Source organism: Streptomyces sp. HUAS YS2, from assembly GCF_033343995.1.
Classification (GTDB): domain Bacteria; phylum Actinomycetota; class Actinomycetes; order Streptomycetales; family Streptomycetaceae; genus Streptomyces; species Streptomyces solicathayae.
Map to the genome: position 1 here is coordinate 38,321 of NZ_CP137573.1, position 17,041 is coordinate 55,361.

General features: G+C 68.6%; 9 protein-coding genes and 3 pseudogenes. 6 read left to right on the forward strand and 6 right to left on the reverse strand.

Annotation, left to right across the window (positions count from 1 at the left end; all coding sequences use genetic code 11):
* Window positions 1-179: 179 nt before the first annotated feature.
* The gene (locus tag R2D22_RS00165) at window positions 180-2,183 is read right to left on the reverse strand and encodes a tetratricopeptide repeat protein (RefSeq protein WP_318099971.1); all 2,004 of its coding nucleotides are present in this window, start codon (window positions 2,181-2,183) and stop codon (window positions 180-182) included.
* A gap of 228 nt (window positions 2,184-2,411) precedes the next feature.
* Between R2D22_RS00165 and R2D22_RS00170 the strand changes: the two genes are divergently transcribed.
* From R2D22_RS00170 to R2D22_RS00180, 3 genes are all read left to right on the forward strand, one after another.
* Window positions 2,412-3,303 (forward strand): IS5 family transposase gene (locus tag R2D22_RS00170; RefSeq protein WP_411976954.1). Its coding sequence is split into 2 segments (ribosomal slippage): window positions 2,412-2,752 and window positions 2,751-3,303, totalling 894 coding nucleotides; the frame shifts between segments, so codons are not numbered across the junction.
* Between the two features lie 316 nt (window positions 3,304-3,619).
* Window positions 3,620-4,464, forward strand: a protein-coding gene (locus tag R2D22_RS00175) for an IS5 family transposase (protein ID WP_318099972.1) whose coding sequence is annotated in 2 segments (ribosomal slippage) — window positions 3,620-3,950 and window positions 3,950-4,464 — 846 coding nt in all. Because the reading frame shifts where the segments join, the coding sequence is not laid out codon by codon here.
* A gap of 220 nt (window positions 4,465-4,684) precedes the next feature.
* Complete coding sequence (locus tag R2D22_RS00180) at window positions 4,685-6,871, forward strand: HEAT repeat domain-containing protein (RefSeq protein WP_318099974.1); 2,187 nt, start codon at window positions 4,685-4,687, stop codon at window positions 6,869-6,871.
* A 49-nt stretch (window positions 6,872-6,920) separates the two neighbouring features.
* Here R2D22_RS00180 and R2D22_RS00185 read toward each other — a convergent pair.
* Window positions 6,921-7,204: pseudogene (locus tag R2D22_RS00185) on the reverse strand (HNH endonuclease); the annotation flags it as partial.
* Window positions 7,205-7,308: 104 nt separating this feature from the next.
* On the opposite strand from R2D22_RS00185, the gene R2D22_RS00190 reads away from it, so the two are divergent.
* Complete coding sequence (locus R2D22_RS00190) at window positions 7,309-8,502, forward strand: barstar family protein (RefSeq protein WP_318099976.1); 1,194 nt, start codon at window positions 7,309-7,311, stop codon at window positions 8,500-8,502.
* A gap of 81 nt (window positions 8,503-8,583) precedes the next feature.
* Here R2D22_RS00190 and R2D22_RS00195 read toward each other — a convergent pair whose 3' ends face one another.
* From R2D22_RS00195 to R2D22_RS00205, 3 genes and pseudogenes are all read right to left on the reverse strand, one after another.
* Complete coding sequence (locus R2D22_RS00195) at window positions 8,584-8,940, reverse strand: hypothetical protein (protein ID WP_318099978.1); 357 nt, start codon at window positions 8,938-8,940, stop codon at window positions 8,584-8,586.
* A gap of 71 nt (window positions 8,941-9,011) precedes the next feature.
* Window positions 9,012-9,856 (reverse strand): IS5 family transposase gene (locus tag R2D22_RS00200; RefSeq protein WP_318099972.1). Its coding sequence is split into 2 segments (ribosomal slippage): window positions 9,012-9,526 and window positions 9,526-9,856, totalling 846 coding nucleotides; the frame shifts between segments, so codons are not numbered across the junction.
* A gap of 43 nt (window positions 9,857-9,899) precedes the next feature.
* Window positions 9,900-10,895: pseudogene (locus tag R2D22_RS00205) on the reverse strand (RNA-guided endonuclease InsQ/TnpB family protein); the annotation flags it as partial.
* Between the two features lie 35 nt (window positions 10,896-10,930).
* Here R2D22_RS00205 and tnpA point away from each other — a divergent pair.
* Window positions 10,931-11,292 (forward strand): annotated as a pseudogene (gene tnpA, locus R2D22_RS00210) (IS200/IS605 family transposase); the annotation flags it as partial.
* 473 nt (window positions 11,293-11,765) lie between these two features.
* Here tnpA and R2D22_RS00215 read toward each other — a convergent pair.
* A complete protein-coding gene (locus R2D22_RS00215) occupies window positions 11,766-15,989 on the reverse strand; it encodes a S8 family serine peptidase (RefSeq protein WP_318099980.1) in 4,224 nt (1,407 codons plus the stop codon).
* A 91-nt stretch (window positions 15,990-16,080) separates the two neighbouring features.
* Between R2D22_RS00215 and R2D22_RS00220 the strand changes: the two genes are divergently transcribed.
* A complete protein-coding gene (locus tag R2D22_RS00220; protein WP_318099982.1) occupies window positions 16,081-17,034 on the forward strand; it encodes a helix-turn-helix domain-containing protein in 954 nt (317 codons plus the stop codon).
* Window positions 17,035-17,041 lie beyond the last annotated feature (7 nt).

Genomic DNA, 17,041 nt, shown 5'->3' on the forward strand with positions numbered 1-17,041 from the left:
CGCGCGGGCATGGGCACGCCTGCTCGGTGAACAGGGCCGACGGACTGAGGCGCTGGAGGTGCTCGCAGCACAGTCGCACGCCGCGCCCCATAGCTTGCCAGTATCGTCTCGGCTGCCCCCGGTCTGGGCGCGCGGGTCTCAGTACGGAGGCACCGGAGGTGTCCGCGAGGCCATCTCCTCTATCGCGTGCCGAGTGCGTCCTCTAGCCGTTTCTGAAATGCGCGTATGCGCTCTCCATCAGAATCTAGAATATGAATCAAAGTATCCATGCAGGCTATTAGTTCGACCTTTTCTCCAGGTGCGCTACTGCCGCGAATGAAGGCGGTCAAGTACTGCTCCGCCTTCCCCCATTCAGACATCGCGCAGTGAGCAAGTAGAAGGTTTCCAATATCTGCAATATCTGGCGATGAATCGCCATTCTTGGCGGAGCAAAGCTCAATGGCGAGCCCTAGGCTCACTTCACATTCGGGATCTTGCAGGGCGTGAAGCGCAACCCCCTTCTCGTAATGAGTCCAGCCGGAATTCGGATCGAGTTCGATGGAGCGATTGAAGTCGTTGATGGATTCCTCATACCGACCCATCACACGCAGAGTGACCCCCCGATTAGTGATAGCGCTGGGATTCTGCGGAGCAAGTTCGATAGAGCGATTCAAGTCTGCCAAGGCTTCATCATGCTGGCCGGTAAGCCGATAGAAGTGCCCTCGGTCCGCGAGGATCCGAGGATTCTCGGGGTCGCATACTGTGGCACGGGTGTATGCCGCCAAAGCCTCCTCGGTACGCCCTGCTATTTCCAGACATACCCCAAATTCGTGCAGCGCCAACGCCTCGAAGCGGAGGGATTCAACCTCCCCCAAGAGAGCAGCCGCCTTGGTGTGAGCGTCGATGGCCTCCTCCAGGCGCCCCAATCTCCGTAGGGCCAGCCCGAGCCTGACGAGTTCAATGCCTTCATCGCCACGCTTTTCGAGCTTCTTGAAGAGGTTGGCTGCAGCAGTGTGAGCGTGGATCGCCTCCTCAAATTTGTCGAATTTATGCAGGACGAGCCCGAGGAGGCACTGCGCTTCCGCTTGAAAGAGGTGATCGTTGGCTTCTTCGAGGAGGCTGATGGCAGGCGTAAGGGCATCAATAGCCTCTTCGTAGCGCCCGACTTCCTGTAGAGCGTCCCCGAGATTAAACAGCGCCTTACCTTCACCATGCCGGACACCGATTTCTTGAAAGATCTCCACGGCAGTCGCATGGTCGTCGATCGCCCTCTCGGTCCGTCCCATCGCCTCCAGGGTGAGGCCGCGGTTACTTAGGGCTTCTCCTTCACCGAAGCGGTTTCCGATAGCTTTGAAGAGGTTGACTGCCGTGGTGCGGGCATCGATCGCCTCCTCAAGGCGGCCAACATCCTCCAGGACGTTTCCCAAATTGTTCACGGCCCCAGCCTCGCCACGCTGGTAACCGATATCTCTGCAAATATCGGCGCCGGCGATGTGGGAGTCGATCGCCTCCTCAAAGCGCCCTTGGTTACGCAGGGCAACACCTATTCCGTTCAGAGCCTTCGCCTCCCCCAATGGGTCACCAAGCCTCCGACAAGTACTCAACGCCACACTATTCACAGTAAGCATGTCAGCGTAGAGATCCCGGAACTCAAGGAATCTGTACAGGGTTGGAGCGAGGCTGGCAGCAGCAGGATGTTCGTACGCTTGCGCCGAGATGACTGTTGCGGTGAGATTGGGCCATTCGCTCTCCAGCCAACTCAGGGCACTATCCCTGTCTGGGAAGAGGTCCGAGATGGGCAGGTCAGGTTGTCCTTGGAGGTGTGTGTCGGCCGCCTCGGCGGTCGTGCAGTAGTGACTCATGAGGGATGTCACAGCAGCGGCGCGTTGGTCGTCCTCGGCGTGACGCCTGCCCCGCTCATCGGCGAAGAGGCGCACCAGGTCGTGCATCGCCCAGCGGTCATGGTCTGTTGGTGATGTCAGGAGAAGATGCATGCGGGTTAGTTCGGTCAAGATCCTGCGGGTCTGCAGGGAGGATTGACCGATCAGGACTGTGGCTGCATCTGTGGAGACGTCCGGACCAGGCGCGGATGCCAGGAGTCGGAAGACCCGGGCCTGATCAGCACTCAAGTGACGGTATGACAGGTCAATGGATGCGTCTACGGCCAGGGGGCGTCCTTGGTCATCGACGTCGTCGAACTGCATGGCTTGGAGCCTGGTACGTGCATCGGCCAGGTCGTGAACGTGGCGAGCGAGGGCGCGCCGGTCATCGCGTAGCAGGGCTGCAATGATTCGCAGAGCGAGCGGCAGATGCCCGCACAGTTCGGCTAGGCCCTGTCTCTTTGACTTCACGTTGATCGGGCCACGTGCGAGGGTGGTGGCCATGCCGCAGCTAGAGCGTGTCTCTTTGATGGGTTGATCAGTTGATCGGATATGTCTGTCCGGTTAGTGATCACTGATGCGATGTGGGACCGGATCGAGCCGCTGATGCCGGCTGATCCGGTCCGTGGCCGGCGGTGGGCCGACCACCGCCGAACCCTGGAGGCCATCGCGTGGAAGTACCGCACGTGCTCGCCCTGGCGGGACCTGCCCCACGAACTTGGTGCGTTCCAGACCGCTCACAAGCGCCTGATCAGGTGGGCTGCCGACGGCACCTGGCAACGGATCTTCGCTGCTGTGCTCGCCCATGCGGACGCGGCTGACGCAGTGGAGTGGGCGGTTTCCGTGGATTCCACTGTCTGCCGGGCTCACCAGCACGCGGCCGGAGCAAGGAAAGGGGGCGGACAGGGCTGAACCTGCCGACCACGCACTCGGACGCTCCCGAGGCGGCCTGAGCACGAAAGTTCACCTCGCCAGTGACGGCCAGGCACGACCCCTCGCCATCCATGTCACCGCTGGTCAGGCTGGCGACGCGCCTGCTTTCGAGGCGGTCATGGCTCGCATCCGAGTCCCGCGCACCGGCCTGGGCAGGCCACGAACCCGACCCGATGTCGTTCTTGCGGACCGGGCCTACTCATCCCGCGCAATCCGCCGGCATCTTCGCCGCCGAGGCATCCGGGCCGTCATCCCGCAGCCTTCTGACCAAGTCGGACACCGTCTCCGGCGAGGCCGGGCCGGCGGTCGTCCACCCAGCTTCGACGCGGAGGCATACAAGCAGCGCAACACCGTCGAGCGGTGCATCAACCGTCTCAAGCAGTGGCGCGGCCTGGCCATGCGAACGGACAAACTCGCCATGGCCTACGAGGGCGCACTCCACCTCGCAGCCATCTTGATCTGGACGCGCCTTCGGAAGACTGAGGACGCCCGCACGCCAGAGAAGTCCTAACTCAGGGCCCGGACGAGGCCTCGACTGCCCGCACCCGGCAGTCCGAGCACCTCCCGGACCTCTTCGCGACGAACAGATGCCGATAGACCGTCACCTGGCGCCGAGGGATGCCACAAAGCGTCGACTCATCCGCCAGGGCGTGCTCCAGGGCCGAGCCACCTGTCTCCAGGCATGCCGCGAAGCTCGTCGGGGCGAGCCCGAACGCGAATCTGAAGGACCGGAGGTGGTGACCTAGAGCCTGTCTCTTTGCCTGGTGATTCTTGTGGTGGGGCTGGCTAGGCCGTTTCTTTCGGATCATCTGATCGTTGGCTGATGTGTGTCGTTGACTGATGCCCAGTGGGCGAGGATCGAGCCGCTGCTGCCGGATCGGACACCGAAGCGGGGAGGGCGATGGCGTGATCACCGGCAGGTGATCGACGCGATCGCGTTCAAGTACCGCACCGGGACGCCGTGGATGGACCTGCCCGATCACTTCGGTTCGTGGAAGGGCGCCCACAATCGGCTGCGGAAGTGGGCCGCCGACGGCACCTGGGAGAAGGTCTTCACCGCCCTGCTCGCCCAGGCCGACGACGAAGGCGACCTCGACTGGGTCGTCGCGGTCGATTCGACCGTCGTCCGCGCTCATCAGCACGCCGCCGGGGCCCGTCAAAAGGGGCCTCGGCCGGCGAGCCGGACGACCATGCCCTCGGACGGTCCCGCGGCGGACTGACCACCAAGGTCCACCTCGCCGCGGACAGCCACTGCCGGCCGCTGGCTTTCGTCCTCACGCCAGGCCAGGCAGGTGACGCGCCCGCGTTCCCCGAGGTCACGGCCCGGTTACGGGTGCCTCGGCCGATCGGCCGTCCCAGGACCACGCCAGAGATGGTCTTGGCCGACAAGGCCCACTCGTCCCGCGCGATCCGGGCTCTCCTCCGCCGACGCGGGATCCGGGCGGTGATCCCTCAACCCATCGACCAGGTCGCCAAGCGCAAGAGGAGAGGCCGGTCCGGCGGCCGTCCACCGGCCTTCGACCGCGAGGCATACAAGCAACGCAACACCGTCGAGCGGTGCATCAACAAGCTCAAGCAGTGGCGCGGCCTGGCCACCCGCTACGACAAGACCGCCACCATCTACCTCGCCGGACTCCACCTCGCCGCCATCTTCATCTGGTCGGCAAGGTGATCCGAAGGAAACGGCCTAGGCATGGCGGCATTCCTGCTCGCCACCGACATCGCTGCGAAGGACACGAAACTGCAAGGGCGCTGAGGCGGACAACGCCCGCGAGGCCCGGCAGCTGGCGGATGAGCGTCAGTGCCTCCACCTTCCGTTCACTGCCTGTTGTGGGATGAGCGTCGTGGTCGGATCCACCGGAGTGTCAGTGCCGCCCGGCATAGTGCCGGGCATGATCAACGAGCTGGAGAACATCGACTGGGCGTCCCTGTGGCACGCCTATGGCGCGGCCGGCGACGTGCCAGGATGGCTGCGCGGCATGGCGTCACCAGACCCTGAAGTGCGCAAGGAGGCGTTCGGCAACTTCTATGGCGCAGTGCTCCATCAGGGAAGCGTGTATTCGAGCACGGTGGCCACCCTGCCGTTCCTGTTCGCGATGGCGGACGACCCTGCGACCCCCGACCGCGGGGAAGTCGTGGCGCTGCTGCTCAGCATCGGGCGAGAAGCTATCGACGCCGAAGAGATCTGCGCCGTCATCTGCGGCGACGACGGTGAAGATTCCACGATCTACCCGGACACTGCGAACCTGATGCGCGAGCACGCCAGCGCCTTCGTCGCCTACGCGTGTGACCCCGACCCGCTGGTGCGAGGTGCGGCAATCGAGGGTCTGGGGCTCTTCCTGGACGATGCCGAACGCGCGGTGGCGCTCCTGCGGGACCGACTCGTGGATGAGCGCGGGGTCCTCGAGCGTGTGCTGGTGGTGCGGACGATGGCCGACCTGGCACTTCGTCTTCCCGCAGCCGCCATACCCGTGCGGACGTGGTTGGACGCGTTGGCCGACAGCGACACGACCGATCCGAACACTCGTCTGGCAGCGCTCGTCCACCGGGCTCGCTGCGCTCCCGAGTCCATCGACGACCAGACGGTGCCGACCGCGATCGAACTGCTCCGCCAGGTCACACCAATACCCCAGCCCGAACAGGACCACACGCGAGGAGACCGGGAGCTCTCACGCCCGTGTGCGTGCGAGGCCGAGCCCGAACCCGACCCGAACGTCCCCGAGCACGTCGCGGCCGCCTTCGCCGAGCTCGAACGGCAAGGACGCATTCACGCCCCCACCACCCATTTGCTGGTGGCCTTCCACGCGGCCCTGGGCGCACGTGTCGAGGACCGTACGGCTCTGCTCACCGAGCAGTTGTGCAGCGCGGACCCGGGCACCCGGTACGACGCCATCGACATGGCGCGCAGTCTGATCACGTCCTTGCGGGGTGATCACACCGGTCTGGTGCGGCTCATCGGCGACTGCCTGCTGCCGCACGACGCCTACACCGCCGCAGCCGCGGCCGAGGCACTCGGGTACCTGGCCACCCTCGCCAAACCGGCCCGCGAGGCCCTCGCCGACTACGTCACCACGCACCAGCCCGATGCGTGGGCAAGTCCGCACCGCGTTCTGCGCCGGGCCCACCAGCAGGCCGTCGTGGCGCTGGCCGGCCTCGGAGACGGGCGTGCCCTGCCCAGTCTGCTGACCGCGCTGGACACCGACACCGACACCTGGCTCGCCATGAACGCGGTTGGCCACATGCCCCAGTCCGCCGCGGAACTCACGCCCCGGCTCGTCCGCCGCCTCGCCGACGTCGACCACTCCCGCGAGTGGCCCGACGTCAGCCCCACGGCTCTCGCCTCCGCCCTCGCCAAGCTCGGTGATCCGGCGGCCGTGCCCGCACTCGCCGAGACCATCCAGGCCGCCGTCCGGCACAATCAATGGCCCACCGCGGTGCCCGTCCTGAATGCGCTCGCTTCGTTCGGCACCCGCGCCGCATCCGCCCTGGACACCGTCCGCCCCCTCACCGACGCGGACAACGACTCCGTCCGCACCGCCGCGGCGGGCGCCGTCTGGGAACTCGAACACCTCCCGGTCAATGTCGTGCCGCTGCTGGAAAACCTCCTCCACGACCGCCGGAACTTCGACGCGATCGACCTCGCCGGCCGGATCGGCTCCCCCGCCGCAGCCATACTGCCGCGCCTGCGACAAATCCTGAAGGACCAGCTCGAGCAGAACGCGCGCAACGAGCAGAACGATTCTGCTGTGCTGAACGACTCGTGGACCCTCGTCCACGTCGCGTCAGCACTGTGGGACATTGGAGGCACTGGCGAGGCCGCCGTTGTCGTGCCGGCACTGCTGAACGCCTGGAGGGACAACGACTCCACGGCTTGCGACGTCGTCGCCTGCCTCAACCGCATGGGCCCGGCCGCGCGTCCCGCACTACCCCACATCAAGGCCGCGATGGCACAGTCACAGCGCGGCGGACATCCTTGGGGAGGCGACATCACCCGCGACCTGGATTTCCAGCACGCCTGCCGTGCCATCCTGACCCGCTTCCAGGACCTCCCGGACCACAACCTGGCCGGGGAGGCATGATGTGCGGTGTGCAGGGCTCACTGAGGCCCAGCCCTGCACACCTGCCGCGCTACGGCGCCGGGGTGTAGTGGACGACTGTGGTCTCGCACGCCTCGGCGTACACCGTCAGCGCGTCGACCTCGGCCTGGTCCGCCGACAGGCCCCAGCGCACCTTGGTGCCGGTCCACTCACCGACGTACCGGCAGTGCGCTTCAGGCTCGGCGGCATCCACCCGCCCGGATCCTGGTCTCCCTTCGACCGGTTGCTGCGTGCGCTGACCGCGACCAGCGAGGCGAAGGCTTCCTGGTCGTTGGCGTATGCCTCGCGCCTGGCCGGGGTCCAGGCGGAGGCGCCGACTGGCGGGGAGCGTCATTCCAAGCACGCGATATTCGGAGGGCTACGGCGTCAGCGAGCCGTAGGGTTGGCGCGCCAAGACAGCCTGGTAGCAATGGAGAAGCGTGCGGTCTGAGGAACATGTGGGGTGGGAGCGGGACTTCCCGGTCCGGTATCTCCTGGTGCGGGAGGACACCGACGGTGAGGAGGAGGGCGTGCTGTGGGGGCGGTGCGCCGAGGTCGAGGGCCTGTTCATGGACGCGCCTCCGCTGCCGCGAGAGGTCCTGACGCTGCGCGGCTGCCCGCGCGAGAGCCTGCTGGTCCAGGCCGTGGCGGACAGCGCCGAACCGGTGCGGCTGCTGGGGGACGGAATGCTCTCGATCGAGCCTGTGCATCCCTCGCACGACGGGCCGGCCCGCTTCTGGGACCTGGAGGACACGACTGTCCTGGCCCGGTGGCCCACGCCGGGCGATCCCGGGCGCTGGGACATCGTCGTGGGCACCGGCGTCAGGGAGGACGACTACTGGGGCAGCAAGCGCCTGCCTTCGAGTCCGCGGTTCGACGTGTGGTTCCCCTCGATCCGGGGGGACAGCCCATCGGGCAGCTGCCGTTCCATTGACGGCCTGTTCACCCCGCGCCCGCAGCGACCCACCCAGCCCGTGCACCTGATCGGCTGCGAACCCGCCACACCGCTTCTGGCCCTGCTGTGTCGTCCCCTTCCGCAGGACGGCGACCCGATCACGCTCTGGCGCCTCGACCACCACGGCCGGACGATGACCGGGTACCACCTCGACCTGGACACCGTCGAGGCACGCCCATCCGTCCTCGGCGGAGCCCTGATCGACGTCACCATCACCGACCCCGGTGACGACCGCCCCACCCTGGCCGTCCGCGCAGTCTGGGAGATCTGGTCCGACGGTGTTCCCACGCGGCCCAACCAGTGGGCACAGTTCGACGCCGAGGGCCGGTCCGAGTGGCTGGACCTCACCCGCGTCGGCCCGTACGGGCCGGAGGGCCTGTCCGGCGGGACGTACCACCTGGACGGACAGCACGTCACCGACAGGACCGGCTTGCTCCTGGCACTCGGCGAAGCCCTGCTCGGCCCTGGCGCCAACTACGGCAGAGACCTGGACTCGGTGCAGGACTACCTGTGCGGCGGGCCCTCCGTCGTCCCCCCATTCACCCTCGTCTGGCACCACGCCGACATCGCCCGCCACGCCCTCGCCGGACACATCCTGCACCACCGCAGCGGCCGGTCCTACTTCGAGGAGACCGTGAACCTCCTGCGCGAGAAAGGCGTCACCATCGTGCTCCAGTGAGGGAGGCGACGGACAATCCCAGACCCCTTGAAGACAGCGCCTGACCTGGACAAGGAACGGCGTGGGGCAACGGCCAGGCCATCAAGCCCCGGTCGTATCGCCTCCCGGTGCCCGACTGGTGCTACGGGCTTCGAAGTAGGCGGTCCAGTCGGTGGCGGCGCGGCGGCGCCATTGCTGGGCAGTGATGGGGTGCAGGCCGAGCATGGGCGCGAAGATCGCGGGCGGCAAGTCCTGGGCGAGTTGGACCAGTGCAGTGGTGCGGCTCGCGCGGATGGGGATGTGGTGGGCGGCCAAGCGCCGGGACAGGACACTGGCGGAGATGTGCCGGCCGGGCCGGACGCCGGGGAAGAACCAGCGGCGGGGCGCGTTGGCCGCCCACCCACCGGGCGGCGCCTGGTCGGCGAGATCGGCCAGGAGTCGGGCGAGGAGTTCGGGCAACCGGATCGGAGTGCGGTCGAGAAGGACTACCGTGTGGAGGCGGCTCAGCCCTCTAGGCCGTTTCCTTCGGATCACCTTGCCGACCAGATGAAGATGGCGGCGAGGTGGAGTCCGGCGAGGTAGATGGTGGCGGTCTTGTCGTAGCGGGTGGCCAGGCCGCGCCACTGCTTGAGCTTGTTGATGCACCGCTCGACGGTGTTGCGTTGCTTGTATGCCTCGCGGTCGAAGGCCGGTGGACGGCCGCCGGACCGGCCTCTCCTCTTGCGCTTGGCGACCTGGTCGATGGGTTGAGGGATCACCGCCCGGATCCCGCGTCGGCGGAGGAGAGCCCGGATCGCGCGGGACGAGTGGGCCTTGTCGGCCAAGACCATCTCTGGCGTGGTCCTGGGACGGCCGATCGGCCGAGGCACCCGTAACCGGGCCGTGACCTCGGGGAACGCGGGCGCGTCACCTGCCTGGCCTGGCGTGAGGACGAAAGCCAGCGGCCGGCAGTGGCTGTCCGCGGCGAGGTGGACCTTGGTGGTCAGTCCGCCGCGGGACCGTCCGAGGGCATGGTCGTCCGGCTCGCCGGCCGAGGCCCCTTTTGACGGGCCCCGGCGGCGTGCTGATGAGCGCGGACGACGGTCGAATCGACCGCGACGACCCAGTCGAGGTCGCCTTCGTCGTCGGCCTGGGCGAGCAGGGCGGTGAAGACCTTCTCCCAGGTGCCGTCGGCGGCCCACTTCCGCAGCCGATTGTGGGCGCCCTTCCACGAACCGAAGTGATCGGGCAGGTCCATCCACGGCGTCCCGGTGCGGTACTTGAACGCGATCGCGTCGATCACCTGCCGGTGATCACGCCATCGCCCTCCCCGCTTCGGTGTCCGATCCGGCAGCAGCGGCTCGATCCTCGCCCACTGGGCATCAGTCAACGACACACATCAGCCAACGATCAGATGATCCGAAAGAAACGGCCTAGAGGCCGTCCTGGACGCCACAGGCCGAGCAGACCTGTGACGTGGGCTCGAACCGGCCGATGCGGTGGAAGGTGCGCCCGTACAGGGCGGCCTTGTACTCCAGCATCGTCACGAATGCCGACCATCCGGAGTCGTGTACGGACTTCGCGAGGCGGGTGCGGGCGAGTCCCTTGACCGCCAGGTCTTCCACTGCCACCGCTTGGTTCTCGCGGATGATCTTCATGGAGAGCTGGTGGTGGAACTCGCGCCGCGCATCGGCGGTCCGTGCGTGGGCGCGTGCGACCTTGATCCGGGCCTTCGCCCGGTTCGCTGATCCCTTCGCCTTCCGGCTCTGGTTCTGCTGCGCCTTCTTTAGCTTCTTCTCGGCCCGGCGCAGGAACCGGGGCGGCGATCTTGGTGCCGTCGGAGAGGATCGCGAAGTGGATCAGGCCCAGGTCGATGCCGACCACGCCGCTGTGGCGGGCAGTGTCTCGGGTCGGTCTCGACCACGAACGAGGCAAAGTACCTACCGGCCGCGTCCTTAAGCACAGTCACCGTGGATGGGGTGGACGGCAGTTCGCGGGACCACTTGACCCGCACGTCCCCGATCTTCGGGAGGCGCAGATCACCCCCGGACGTGATCGACCATCGGGCGTTGGCGGTGAAGCGGCCGGCCTGCCGGTTATCCCTGCGGGACTTGAACCGGGGCGCACCCATGCGTGGGCGCTTGCCTCAATCCGTCGAAGAAGTTCCGGTAAGCGGTGTCCAGGTCCCGCAGGGACTGTTGCAGGACCACGGCGGAGACCTCGCCGAGCCAGGCGCGTTCCTCGGTCTTCTTCGCTTCGGTGATCAGCAGCTTCGACAGGTCCCCGGTCTTCGGGAATGCCTCACCGCCGGCACGGGCGGTCTCACGGGCCCGAAGAGCATCGTTGTAGACCACCCGCGCACACCCGAACCCACGGGCCAGCGCACTGCGCTGAGGCCCGTTCGGGTAGAGACGGAAGGAGTACCGAAGCTGCACGCCGATCACCGTACGGCAGTTGGTTCACGGCCAGCATGCAGAACATCAGTACAGGCAGGCACTACGTTCGCGCTCCACGCCGACTTGGTTTTCGTGACGAAGTACCGGCACATGGTCTTCGACGACGTGCACCTCAAGCGCATGGAAGAGATCAGGCGCAGCGTCTGCGAGATCTTCGAGGTGGAGCTGATCGAGTTCAACGGCGAGAACGCACTGTCCAAGCTGGTCAACAGCCTCAAGGGCGTCAGTTCCCGCAGGCTCCGCCAGGAGTACCCGGAACTGGTCCGGCACTACTGGCGGGGCTCAGCGTCTGTGGTCCGGCTCATACTTCGCCGGATCGGTCGGCGGAGCTCCGCTGTCCATCGTCCGTCAGTACATCGAACAACAGAATCGTCCACTGCGGCCTGCGGGTCAGAGCAGTTCTCAGAATCGCTTCACCACCGGGCTGAAGCCCTATGCACCGCGATTAGACCCGGTAGCCCGTTGGATCGAGGCATGCTCCGTGGAGACCTGTCGGCCCGTCCCTCGTTTGTGTGCCGGCTCGCCGCCGCCATGAGCCATCGGTCAGGGACCCACTCCGTGCCGACCAAGATCCGGGCCATACGCGGACCAGCCGCCTGCAGCCGGGTCGAATCGTGGCCGTTTCCACTGGTCAGAGGCCATGCGAGGCGCGTACCACCAGCACTCGAAGAACCTGCTGGTGAGCTACTCGCCGAAGAAGCTGGGCTCCTTCCAGGAGGACAGAAAGAGGGGCCTGCGGGAGATTCTCCCGCTCGGCCACGCGCGCGAGCGTCGACCGGACCCGGGAGTTCCGGGCCTGGTCGACGCTCGCGCCGGTCATGCGGTCACACGCGTCAAGCGCGCGGTGGGTCAGCGGCGTAGCTTCAGGCGGTGCACCCCGCCGTCGACCGTGCCGACGTAGAGCGTGTGGCCGTCGGGGGCGGCGGCCAGCCTCGTGGTGTCGGTGTTCTGCAGGCCGCTTGAGATGTTCTCCCAGGTGAGGCCGTTGTCGGTGCTGCGCAGTACACCCCGGCCGCCCTGGACGAGTCCGGACTCCCTGGAGCCGGCGGTGGCCGCGTAGAGCGCTCCGTTCACCCGCAGCAGGTCCGCGACGTGGACCGCGAGCGGGCCGGTGTCGGCGGTGCGGAAGGTCCTGCCGCCATCGGTGCTGACCCGGACGGACGATCCGCCGACGACCAGGCGTCGGCCATCCATCACGATCGCGGAGACGGGGCCCTCGGCGACCTTGGTCTTGGTGACGCCGCCGTCGTCCGAGCGGTAGAGGCCCGAAGCGTTGCCGAGCCAGAGGCGCCGCGGGTCGCGCGGGTCACCGGCCATGGCATCGAAGGACCTCTCGTGGAAGAGGTTCTTCCACGTCCTGCCGCCGTCGGACGTCGCGAACAGCCCGTCGCCGAAAATGCTCTTGAAGCTGATCGCCACCCGGTCCGGGTCGGCCGGGTGGACCAGGATCGCGGTCGGTATCTCCGACGACGTGCCTTTCACCTGCCAGGTCCGGCCGGCGTCACCGCTGCGGGAGACCTCGAAGAGGCCGGTCGCGGTGCGCCGGACCTGCCACACCACCTTGGTGTCCTCGGGCGAGACGGCGATGTGCGAGGTGAGGCGACCGGTCCTACCCTCCGCCCCGGACTGGCCCCACTCGGGGCCGGCGACAGGGACCGCGGTGCGGTAGGTGCCGCTCACCGTTCCGGCGAGCAGCTGGTCGCCGCTGGCCGCGAGGGCGAAGGTGGTCAGGCCCTGGACACCGATCCTCCGGTATCCGGTGCCGTCGGCGGAGCCGCGGTACAGCCCGTCCTGTTCGCTGGAGACGGTCACCGAGCCGTCGGCCCAGCGGTCGTAGTCCATCGCGATGGCGGCCTTCGAGGGGGCGGGCACGGGCTTCCAGGTCTTGCCGTGGTCGTGGCTCACCTGCCCGGCGCCGAACAGCGCGCGCAGGTACAGGTCGCCGCCGGAGGCGGACAGTCCGTTGCCGCCCTCCGCCAGGGGCAGCAGGGTGGACCAGGTGCGGCCCTTGTCGTAGGAGCCGCGGACGCCCGTACCGGGGACGTAAGCCGCCACCACGGTGGAGTCGGCCGCCATGCCGCGCACGGTACTCACGGGCTCGTCGAGAACGAGGTGCGCCGCACCGGGGTCGCCTTTGCCGACGCCGTCGATCCGCCAGACGCTGTCGAAGGTCGCCAGGTACAGGGTGTCGCCGACGAGGGTCGTGTCGCGGACGTCACCGGTCACGCCGGTGGGGTACGTCGCCCAGCTGTCGCCCGCGTCGGTGCTGACCAGCAGCGTGTCGTCGACGATCGCGGCGAGGGTACGGGTCTGCTCGTCCGCGACGAACTCGTCGATGTGCGCGTCGGGCACGTCGAGCTTGCGCCAGGTGCGGCCGTTGTCGTCGGTACGCAGGATCGTGCCCCGGCGGGTGGGGTCGGCGGCCGTGTTCACGGCGTACCACCAGCGATCGGGGCCGCGGGCGTCGACCACGACCGCTCCGGTGCCGTTGCCGTCGGCGATCGGCAGCCTGCCCACTTGGCGCCAGTTGGCGCCTCCGTCGGTCGTGAGCCAGGGGGCGGCCTTGCGGAACTGGGTTACGACGGCCTGCTTCGGCCGGGCGGGCGAGAGCGCGACGTGACCGGCCTCGCTGTTCGGGCCAATGGGCTCCCAGCGGTTGCCGCGGCTGTCGGCGGGGGTGACCTCGAAGGCGCCGGTTCCGGTGATCCGCCGGCCGTCGGTGGTCGTGGCCCGCACGGCCAACCGGTAGGCACCGGCCGCCTTCCCGGTCACGTCGGCCTGGTAGTAGCCGGCGCCGTTCATGGTGGTGGGCAGGGTGAAGGCCTTGCCATGCGGCGGCGTGACCCTGATCTCCGGCGGCGCGTTCAGGGCGGCCGGGGCGGCGATGTGCACGATGGAGCGGCCGTCGCTCGGATCGGGGGACGCCTGGACGACCAGGTGCCGGACGACGAGCAGGTACGGCACCCGGAGGGCCGGGCCTCTCACGGGGGTGGCCGTGATCCGGCCGCTGATCTCCGTGTCGGTGGGCGGGCGGTCTGCACGCAGGGTGACGTCGACGGTTGACGACCCCTCGGCAGGGACGGTCACCCGCGGCGGAGACACGGCGGTGGGCCCGGTACTGCTGAGGGTGACGGTCAGCGGTGTCCTGCCGGGGTTGGCCAGGCGTACCTGCACGGTGCCGCCGACGGTCTTGTCCGCCAGGTCGGCGAGGCCGAACGACACGGTCGTCGGGGAGGCGCTGAGGGTGGCCGACGCTGCGGCGGCCACGTCGAGCCGTCCGTTGCCCTGGGCGGTGGGGCCGGTGCCGGCGAGTTGCTTCGCGGTGCCGACCAGTGCGGACCTGATCTCGTCGGGGTCCTGGTCCGGGCGCAGTTGGCGCAGCAGGGCGGCGGCTCCGGCGACGTGCGGGCTGGCCATCGAGGTCCCCGACATGCGGTAGACACCGGGTGCGTACATCGAGGTGGGGATGGTGGAGCGGATCTCCACGCCGGGTGCGACCAGGTCGGGCTTGAGGCCGAAGCCGATGCCGGGTCCGCGCGCCGAGAACGAGGCGATCTGGTCGGTGGAGTCGGTGCCGCGCAGGGTGACGGACACCTTCCCAGCGGCCAGTTCGCGGCTCAGCTGGGTGTACTGGGTCGTGTCGATGCCCATGACGACCAGGCGGTCCATGCGCAGCGAGTCGCCGGAGGCTGCGGTCCGGGTGAGGTCGGGGCGGGCGGGGGTGGTCGTGGCGCCGACCGTTCCCGGGGTGGCGGCGAGCACGGGTCCGCCCCCGGCCGGAAGGCCGCCGAGCACCGCGAGCGCGCCGCGCTCTTCGGCTTCGCGTGCCCAGTCGATGTCGCTCTGGCTCAGGACATCCGTACTGGGCGCGACGAGGATGTCGGCTCTCAGGACCTTGCCCCGTACGTCACCGACCCGCTTCCAGTCCTCGGCCGTGCCCGCGCCGACATCCACGAGCGGCGCGGTGACCGGTTCCCGGGGCGGGTTCGCGGACAGGACGCCCCTGTACGTCTGGATCAGCTCGGGCTCCTTGCCCGCCAGGTACGCGCTGGGTATCCGCAGCCCGCTTGTGGAGGCGCCGACCGCGATGACGCCGTCGGCCGACGCCGGAGTGTTGACGGTGCCGCTGCCGGGACCGTCGTTGCCGGCCGCGGCGACGACGACCACTCCGGCCCGCACGGCGGCGGTCGCCGCGCGGCCCAGCGGGTCGGTGCCGTCACCGGGGCCGCCGAGGCTCATGTTGATGACGTCGGCCCGCTGGGGGTTGACCGGGTCGGCCGCCGCCTCGATGCCGGCGATGATGTCGGAGGTGTAGCCGCTGCCGTCGGCGCCGATGACCTTGTAGGCCAGCAGGCGCGCGTCGGGCGCCATGCCGGTGACGCCTCCCTTCCTGACCGCCTTGCCCGCGATGATGCCCGCGACATGGGTGCCGTGACCGTTGTCGTCCATCGGGTCGTCGTCGCCGTTGGCGAAGTCGAAGCCGCCGACGACCTTGTGCCCCTTGCCGAAGCCGCCGCCCAGGTCGGGGTGGTCGTAGTCCACGCCACTGTCCAGGACCGCCACCACGGTGCCCTTGCCGGTGGCCTTCACACCGGCCGGGTCTTCGCGCTTCCAGACCTCGGGCGCGCCGGTCAGCGGAACGCTGACGTCCGTGCGCACCTGTATCCGGGTGTCGGGCCGGACGGCGACGACGCCCGGCAACGCGGCCAGCCGCGCCGTCTCGGAGGCGGGCACCGTCATCGCCACGGCGTTGACGAGCAGGCCGAGTCTGCGAGGCGAGGCGGGGTGCAGTCCGGCCTTCCCCACCGTCCTGACGAAGGCGTCCTGCCGTGCCGCCAGGGCCCGTCGGGCGTCGCCGACGGCGGAGGCGGTGCCGGCGGTCAGGGAGATGAGCGAGCCGCCTGGGGCGGCTGCCACGGCTGCGTCTCCGGACAGCTCGACGATGACCCGCTGGTTCGGGTCGGGTGACTTCGCGGTCGCGGTGCCGGGTGTCGCGGTGAGCGTCCCGGCCAGCGCGACGGTGGTGACCGTGGCCGCCGCCAGGCGCCGGCTTCTTCGTGGGTTCTTGGCCATGGGCAGAAGTCCTAGCGCCGAAGTCACGCTCCGTACAACGGATCTTGGCGGCCCATTGCTGCACTTGGCACAAGTGGGCCAGGATCCGCACATGACGAACGAGCTCACCGCGGCAGGCATCGATCCGTTCGACGAGAGCGTCTACCGGGCTGTGCTGACCCGGCGTACGGCGGCCCCGACCGAGCTCGCCGCCGACCTCGGCTGTTCCCCTCTCCGCGTCGCCAGGGCGCTGGACCGACTGCACGACCACGGCCTGGTCGGGCGGCTCGCGGGCGTCCGACGCCGGTACGCGGCGATCGAGCCGGGAGCCGCGGTCGAGTCACTGGTGCGAACCAGGACCGCGGAGTTGGACCGGGTCCGTTCGGCGGCGGGCGAGCTGTCCCGCCTCTTCACGGCGGCCCAGGCCGGCACCGCCGGGGAGGACGAGGTGGAGATCGCCACCGGCCGCGAGGCGCTCGGCCGGTGGTTCGTCCGCCTCCAACAGGAGGCGCGCGAGGACGTCATGACACTGGATCGGCCGCCGTACGCGCTGACCACCTCCAACCCGGTGGAGAGCAACGCGCTGGGGCGCGGCGTGCGCTACCGCGCGGTCTACGCCCCCGAGGCGCTGGAGTGGCCGGGGGTGCTCGAGGACATCCGAGGACTCGTGAACCGTGGCGAGCAGGCCCGGGTGATGCCGGGCCTGCGGATCAAACTGGCCATCGCGGACCGCCGGCTGGCGCTGATGCCGCTCTCCCTGGACCTCGACGGGGTGCGCGCTGCGGTCATCCGCCCCTCCAGCCTGCTGGACGCCCTCACCGACTACTGGGAACTGTGCTGGAAACAGGCTCTGCCGCTCGACGCCCCCGCCCAGGACCCGCTCGGCGAGGAGGACCGTCTGGTGCTCACCCTGCTGGTCAGCGGCCTCAAGGACGAGGCCATAGCCCGCCAGCTCGGCTGGTCGGTCCGCACCATGCGCCGGCGCATGAGCCGCCTGCACGACCTTCTGGGCGCGGTGAACCGCTTCCAGGCCGGTGTCGTCGCGGCACGCCGTGGCTGGATCTGACCCTCCG

Excerpts from the sequence above, each read along its gene's own strand:
- R2D22_RS00165 (WP_318099971.1), bottom strand. The coding sequence starts at position 2,183 with ATGCAGTTCGACGACGTCGATGACCAAGGACGCCCCCTGGCCGTAGAC.
- R2D22_RS00180 (WP_318099974.1), top strand. The coding sequence starts at position 4,685 with ATGATCAACGAGCTGGAGAACATCGACTGGGCGTCCCTGTGGCACGCC.
- R2D22_RS00215 (WP_318099980.1), bottom strand. The coding sequence starts at position 15,989 with ATGGCCAAGAACCCACGAAGAAGCCGGCGCCTGGCGGCGGCCACGGTC.
- R2D22_RS00220 (WP_318099982.1), top strand. The coding sequence starts at position 16,081 with ATGACGAACGAGCTCACCGCGGCAGGCATCGATCCGTTCGACGAGAGC.